The sequence below is a fragment of the Streptomyces sp. NPDC001156 genome (assembly GCF_053598275.1).
Window position 1 is genome coordinate 1 of record NZ_JBSFJX010000323.1, and the last position, 6558, is coordinate 6558.

The 6558-nt window shown below is 70.4% G+C and carries 5 protein-coding genes; 3 read left to right on the forward strand and 2 right to left on the reverse strand.

All coding sequences use genetic code 11. From position 1 onward, the window contains the following. Window positions 1-1651, reverse strand: a 1651-nt coding sequence (locus tag ACWDA7_RS49100; protein ID WP_450614241.1) for a sodium:solute symporter, incomplete at its 3' end; no start/stop codon positions are given. Window positions 1652-1659: 8 nt separating this feature from the next. After that, window positions 1660-2661, reverse strand: coding sequence for an N-acetylglucosamine kinase (locus tag ACWDA7_RS49105; protein ID WP_450614243.1), 1002 nt, complete (start codon window positions 2659-2661; stop codon window positions 1660-1662). A 215-nt stretch (window positions 2662-2876) separates the two neighbouring features. Between ACWDA7_RS49105 and ACWDA7_RS49110 the strand changes: the two genes are divergently transcribed. The 3 genes from ACWDA7_RS49110 to ACWDA7_RS49120 all read left to right on the forward strand — a co-directional run bounded on the left by ACWDA7_RS49110 (window position 2877) and on the right by ACWDA7_RS49120 (window position 6383). After that, window positions 2877-3824: a MurR/RpiR family transcriptional regulator gene (locus ACWDA7_RS49110; RefSeq protein WP_450614245.1), complete on the forward strand. Its 948-nt coding sequence runs from the start codon at window positions 2877-2879 to the stop codon at window positions 3822-3824. A gap of 80 nt (window positions 3825-3904) precedes the next feature. Beyond that, the gene (murQ, locus tag ACWDA7_RS49115; protein ID WP_359391816.1) at window positions 3905-4801 is read left to right on the forward strand and encodes an N-acetylmuramic acid 6-phosphate etherase; all 897 of its coding nucleotides are present in this window, start codon (window positions 3905-3907) and stop codon (window positions 4799-4801) included. A gap of 316 nt (window positions 4802-5117) precedes the next feature. Beyond that, window positions 5118-6383, forward strand: a complete 1266-nt coding sequence (locus ACWDA7_RS49120) for a DUF418 domain-containing protein (protein ID WP_450614247.1) — start codon at window positions 5118-5120, stop codon at window positions 6381-6383. Window positions 6384-6558: the final 175 nt, after the last annotated feature.

The following is a 6558-nucleotide window of genomic DNA, read 5'->3' on the forward strand; positions in this document are numbered from 1 at the left end:
AACAACTGCCACGTCGTACGCCCCAGTAGCAGGACCCCGTCGTCGAGTGTGCTTCCGAGTTGGAACTTGCCCGGCCGGCGCCCGCCACCAGGCGGCCCGACCCGGAACCGGACTCCGGCTCGCCGCCGGACACGGCGACCTCGTTCACCTCGGGCACCTGCGGCGCGCGGTGGAACAGGCTCATCACACCGCCCACGACCAGCGTGATCACCACACCGATGGGCACGAGCCACTGGGCCGCGATCGCGGTGGGCACCGTCGCACCCGCCACCGTCACGTCGATCTTGACGGAGCGCACGATGTAGGTCATCACCCCGACCGTCACCAGGAAGGCCACGATCGAGTCGACCTCGTTGGCCCGCTTGACCAGCCGCCCGAGCAGGAACGCGCCGAGCAGAGCGCCGTAGGTGTAGCCCGCGATCGTCAGACCGGTCAGGTACACATTGCCCGTGCTGGTGCTGAACGCGCACGCGAACACGGCCATGAGCACTGCCCACACCAGCGTCATCACCCGGGCGAGCTTGAGCAGCGACTCCTCCGAGGGCGTGCTGCGGAAGAAGCTGTGGATGATGTCCGCGACCGTCGAGTTCGACATGGAGTTCAGCGCTGAGGACAGGGAGCCCATCGCGGCGCCGAGGATGCCGGCCACGAGCAGGCCGGAGATCACCACGGGCAGCCCGTGCAGGATGAAGTTCGGGTAGAGGTTGTCGGCGCTGGCCAGGCCCAGCTGCTTGAAGTCCTTGCCCTGGTTGTACGACCACAGCAGCGCGCCGACCAGGGAGAAGGCGGCGAACTGCAGGGTGACGAAGACACCGGAGGCGATCATGGCCTTCTGGCCGTCACGCAGCGAGCGAGTGGCCAGGACGCGCTGGACGATCAGCTGGTCGGAGCCGTGGCTGGCCATCGCGAAGATGGCGCCGCCGATGATCGCCGTGGGCAGGGCGAACGGGCTGGTGAGGACGTGTGCCAGGTCGAAGTTGGCGTCGAAGAGCTTGAAGTGGCCCGAGTGCAGGGCGTTCGCGAAACCGTCGCCGCCCACATGACCGGACAGCACCGCGATGGCGAGGATCGCACCGCCCAGGTACAGGCCCATCTGAATGGCGTCGGTCCAGATGACCGCCTTGATACCGCCGAGGTAGGTGTAGACGACGGTGATCACCGTGAGCACGATGATGATGACCCGGTAGTCGGCGTGCACGCCGAACTCGTCCAGCAGCAGCTTGATCGGGATGGCGGAGGCGAACAGCCGCACACCCTCGGCCAGGAGGCGGGTGAAGACGAAGGTGACCGAGGCGAGCCCCTGCAGCTTCAGACCGAATCTGTCACCCAGGTATTGGTAGGCGCTGACGAACCCGCCGCGCTTGTACAGCGGGATCAGCACCGTGGCGACGACGACGCGGCCGATCACGTAGCCCAGGGCTAGTTCGACGTTGCCGAAGCCCTGTCCGCTGTACGCGCCGCCGGGCACGCTGATGACGGTGAGCACGCTGGTCTCGGTGGCCACCACGGAGAAGGAAACGGTCCACCAGGGCATGTGGCCCTCGCCGACGAAGTAGTCCTTCGACGTCTTCTGCCGTCCGGCCAGTCGCAGTCCGATCATGGCGATCGCTACCAGGTAGACGACGACCACGACAAGGTCGAGTTGGCGCACGCTCACTCCTAAGCAACAGCCGGCGGGGGTACCGGCGCAGAGGGGACAGGGGATGGGGGCGTCGTCCGGCGTACGCGGACGAGCAGGGGTTCGTGCGGAAGGGTGGTGTCCAGCGCCAGCAGGCGCGCACCGTCCAGCGGGTCCCCCAGCGGGGGCCGCAGGCTCAGTGGGGGCGCCGCCGTGGCGAGCGCCGTTCGAAGGGGTGCCATGAGCGGTTCCCCGAGGCCGGTCAGACCGCCGGTGACGGTGACCGGCAGTTCGCCGTCGCCGCCGATCCGGCGGGCGGCCGCGAGCACGGCCTCCGCGAGGGCGGCGGCCGCGTCCCGGACGATCGCGGAGGCGGCCGCGTCACCCGCGGCGGCGGCGCGAGCCACCTCCGGGGCGAAGGAAGCGGCGGTGCGGGCGGGGTTCCCGTCACCGGTGATCGCGGAGGGCAGCTTGTCCAGGTCACCGAACCGCCTGGCCGTCGCGGCCAGCAGCGCGGTGTCAGGGCCCCGTCCGTCGTGCGCCCGCAGTGCGGCCTGCAGTCCGGCCGCGCCGATCCAGGCGCCGCTGCCCGCATCGCCGAGCCAGGGACCCCAGCCGTCGACCCGGGCGTACGTCCCGTCGTCGCCGATGCCGATGGCCACCGCACCGGTGCCGATCGCCAGCACCACGCCGGTACGGCCCCCCAGGGCGCCCGCGTGGGCGGTGACCGCGTCACTGGTGACGGCCACCTCGTCGGTGGGCAGATCCTCAAGAAGCAGGGCGGCCAGCTCGCGGGCCGCCTCCGGTGCGGCGGCCGCTCCCGCAGCGCCCACACAGACCGCGGTCAGGCGGTGCGACGGCTGCCGTTCCAGGAGCGGCAGGACGGCGCCGCACACGGAGTTACGGGCCGCGGCCACTCCGTGGTCGGCGGCGAGCCCGGGGGCTCCGGGCACCTCTTGGACGTCGTGGGCGGGGCCGTCACCGCTCCACAGCACGGCACGGCAGCCGGTTTTGCCCAGGTCCACCGCAACTGCTGCTGTCATTGGGGCACGCCTTCGTGTCTCCAGGGATCCGGCTCGTCGGGCGGTCACGGCACTGGTGGAATGCCGGCGACCGGCGCGGATCGCGGTCCAGCGAGTATCGGAAGGCCGACCTCCGAATGTCAATAAGTAACTTCAAGCAAGTTTCAGCGTAAGTTTTTGACGCGCCACCGAGGCGTGGTTAATGTGTCGCCCACCCACTCAGGAGGGAACGGTCCATGGCACGCCAGGAAAGACCCAGCGCAACGGACCGGTCGACGGAGGACACAGCCGCCACCGGGATCCTGGCGCGCGTCCGGGCCGCACTGCCGACCCTGGCCCCCTCGGAGCGCCGGGTGGCCGACGCCGTCCTCGCCGATCCGGCGCAGGCGTCGGAGCTGTCCATCAGCGCTCTCGGCGAGCGGGCCGACACCTCGGTGGCCACGGTGATGCGCTTCTGCCGCGCTATGGGCATAGCCAACTATCCGCAACTACGGCTCGCGCTCGCGGCGGCCGCCGCCCGTGAGTACGCCCTCGGCGGCGAACGTCCGGCGCCCGGCACCGACATCAGCGCCACCGACACGCTGGACGAGATCGTCAGCAAGATCATCTACAATGAGGTGCGCGCCCTCGAGGACTCCGGTGCCGGGCTGGACGTCGAGGTGCTGGGCCGGGCGGTGGACGCCGTGGCGGAAGCCCGGCGCATCGACATCTTCGGTGTCGGCGCGAGCGCATTCGTCGGCCAGGACCTGCACCAGAAGCTGCACCGGATCGGCTATATGGCCTTCATCTGGACCGACCGGCACGCCGCCCTCACCGCCGCCGCCCTCCTTGAGCCCGGCGACGTCGCCCTTGCCATCTCCCACTCCGGGGAGACCGAGGACACCGTCGAGCCCCTTCAGGCCGCCGCGGAACGCGGCGCCACCACCATCGCCCTCACCAACGTGCCGCGCTCCACCCTCGCGAAGAGCGCGGACCTCGTGCTGACGACCTGTGCGCGGGAGACTCCCTTCCGCTCCGGCGCGACCGTCAGCCGCATCGCACAGCTCGCACTCATCGACTGCCTCTTCGTCGGCGTGGCGCAACGTTCCTTCGACGCCACCACCGCCGCGCTGGAAAAGACCTACGGGGCGGTCCAGCGCCGCAGACGGCCGCGGTTGCAGCGGCGCACACCGGCCGACGACTGACCGCCGACCCGCCCCGACCCCCGCTCAGCACCTCCTAGAGCACCACCCTTGAGCACCACCCTTGAAAGGACGACCGCGCCGTGGACCTCAGCACCCTTGGCACCGAGACCCGCAACGAGCGGACCGCCGAGCTGGACCGTATGCCGGTCTCCGAACTGCTCTCGGTCATGAACGCGGAGGACCAGACCGTCGCACTCACCGTGCGCGACGCCCTCCCGGAGATAGGGTCCGCCGTCGAGGCGATCACCGAGTCGCTGCGGCGGGGCGGGCGGCTGATCTACATCGGCGCCGGCACCAGCGGCCGCATCGGCCTGCTCGACGCAGTCGAGTGCCCGCCCACCTTCGGCACCTCCCCCGAGCAGGTGGTGGGCCTGCTGTCGGGCGGCCCGGGTGCCTTTGTCGTGGCGGTCGAAGGGGCCGAGGATGAGCCCGCGAGGGCGGTCGCCGACCTCGACGAGATCGGCGTGAACGACCGGGACACGGTCGTCGGACTCGCTGCGAGCGGCCGTACCCCCTATGTCGTCGGCGGCCTGAAGCACGCCGCGGCCAAGGGCGCCGTCACGGTGTCGGTCGCCTGCAACCGTGACGCGGTCGTCAGCCGCTACGCCGACATCCCCATCGAGGTCCCCACCGGCCCCGAGATCCTCACCGGCTCGACCCGGCTCAAGGGCGGCACCGCCGAGAAGATGGTCTGCAACATGCTCTCGACCGCCTCGATGGTGCGCATCGGGAAGGTCTACGGGAACCTGATGGTCGACGTCCGGGCCAGCAACGACAAGCTCGTCGACCGCGCCCGCCGCATGGTCGTCCAGGCCACCGATGCCGACCCCGACACCGCGGCCGAGGCCCTGCGGGCGGCCGACGGCCACGCCAAGACCGCCATCGTGATGCTCCTCACCCACAGCACCGCCCAGGAGGCGGCCCTGGCCCTGAAGAAGGCCGACGGGGACACCCGTACCGCCGTCGCAGGCCTCTGACCCAGGGTTGCGGACTGCTCGGCACTGCGTTGACATGGCCGTGTGACGGTACGGTGCGCCGGGTGCGTCGTGTCGCCGATGCCGGCGTGGGCGAGTCTTGCGGACAGGAGCACCAGGAACCGTCGCGCTCCGTTCGTCGTGTGCAGGCGTCGGATGCGTACTGCGTGTAGCCGTCAGTGGCGGTCCGGATGCGCGTCCCCGCCGGTCGGCGGCAGAGTTCCCGCCGGTAGGCCGGGAAAGGTCCAGCCGATCGGCGGGGTGCTTCCGGAAAGCTGCCGGAGTGGCTGAGGCGGCTTCGCCGTAAACCCTTGGGCACATGACGCAGAACGTATTGTCGGTCGCGCCGGCAGAAGCGCCAAGCCGGCTCGAGACGGATCGCTCCTCCTCCGCCTCGGCCGGCACCCCTTCGACTGCCCGACTGATCGGTATCGACCTGGCCCGTGGGCTCGCGGTCTTCGGCATGTACGCCGCACACGTCGGCCCCGACGTGACGGTGGATGGGCCGGTCGGGTTCCTGCTGGAGTTGGCGCGAGGTCGTTCCTCCGCCCTCTTCGCGGTGCTCGCCGGGTTCTCGCTGATCATCATCACCGGCCGTCCGCATCCCCGGACGGGGCGCTCCGGCCGACAGGCGATGGGCAGGATCGTGATCCGCGCCGTCATCCTGGCGGCGCTCGGCTATGCCCTGACCGCACTGGACACCTCGGTCGAGGTGATCCTCAACTTCTACGCGGTGCTCTTCCTGGCCGTCCTCCCGCTGTACCGGCTGCGCGCACGGACGCTGGCGTTCATTGCCGCCGGGGGGGCGCTCCTCATGCCCCCGGTTCTGTACGCGATACAGAGGTCGATCCAGGACGGGCACTGGGCGGACGCCGTCGTGGCCGGGGACCCGCTGGCCCACATCACCGGCACGGACGGCGTCGTCGAGTTGCTGTTCACGGGGTCGTATCCGGTTCTCACCTGGATGCCGTTCCTGATCGCGGGCATGGCCGTGGCCCGACTCGACCTCACCCGGACCGGTATCCGGTCCCGGCTCGCTGCGATGGGCGGGGCGCTGGCCGTGCTCGGCTATGGCGGGTCCTGGCTGGCCCTGCACCTGGTCCCGCACGCCCTCACCACCGTCGCGGCCGGCGCGGACGGCGGTTCGGCGTCGTCCGCTTGGTGGTCCGACATCGTCGGCGAACCCGAGGGCCACACTCCGCTCGCATGGCTGCTGGTGGGCGCGCCGCACAGCCAGACGACCTTCTCCATCGTCGGCAACACCGGCGTCGCCATCATGGTGATGGCCGCATGCCTGACCGTCGCCGCCAGGATGCCGCGCGTCACACGCCTCGCGACACCCGTCGCGGCGGTCGGCATGATGGCGCTGACCGTCTACGTCCTGCACATCATCGCCCTCTGGTTCTTCACCGAGGTCTGGTACGTGCCCCTGGTCGAGGACGACACCATGTCCGCGCTGCCGGTGCTGCTCGGCTTCATCGGTGCCGCCGCGCTCCTGGCGACCGTCTGGATGCGCCTGTTCCGGCGTGGCCCCATGGAGCACCTGCTGCACATGGCCTGCCGGCCCGCACGGCACATCAAGTGAGACAGCCGCGGTGCAGGGTCAGGATGGGTCGCGGGTCGGTGCGCACGTGGGGTGCGAGCGGGCCGCGGCCATGAAATGACCCGGGCTGCGCCGCCCGCCCCCACCCCAGCCCCCCGCGGGGGGCGGGGGCCGCGGGGCGTAGGGATATCTCACGTCGAGAAATAATAGCAACAAT